The sequence below is a fragment of the Klebsiella sp. A-Nf5 genome (assembly GCF_002810545.1).
GTDB classification, from domain to species: domain Bacteria; phylum Pseudomonadota; class Gammaproteobacteria; order Enterobacterales; family Enterobacteriaceae; genus Klebsiella; species Klebsiella variicola.
This window is the reverse complement of record NZ_PIOG01000086.1, coordinates 1-341: the sequence shown is the minus strand read 5'-3', so window position 1 is coordinate 341 and position 341 is coordinate 1. Positions and strand designations below refer to the sequence as shown.

Below are 341 nucleotides of genomic sequence, written 5' to 3'. Positions count from 1 at the left end.
GCATACTGCTGATTGGCGCAGAGCTGAATATTTTCTGCAGAATAGATGAGAGTGACATAGTTTTTTCTTAACAGCCGGAACATAGCAAGCTGAATAACGCTGGTGGCGCGATGACGTAGCCAGGCTAAAAAAGAGGGGGAGATAGAATAGGGCGCCGGAACGGCGGTGGTATTTCCGGCAGGGCGGGTCTTCGCAATAATTATATTCAGCAGAATATATATCACTGTGGTGGATAATACATAATAACCCATAAATGATAACGGATGTAAATTGGCAATATAGCTAATGACGGGGTTCACTTTTATTCCTTGTGAGCGCTATAACCGGTTTGCGCCAGCATA

General features: G+C 44.6%; 1 pseudogene. It reads right to left on the bottom strand.

Annotated features, from left to right (window positions below):
* Positions 1-299, bottom strand: a pseudogene (locus CWM53_RS08790) (hypothetical protein); the annotation flags it as partial.
* Positions 300-341 lie beyond the last annotated feature (42 nt).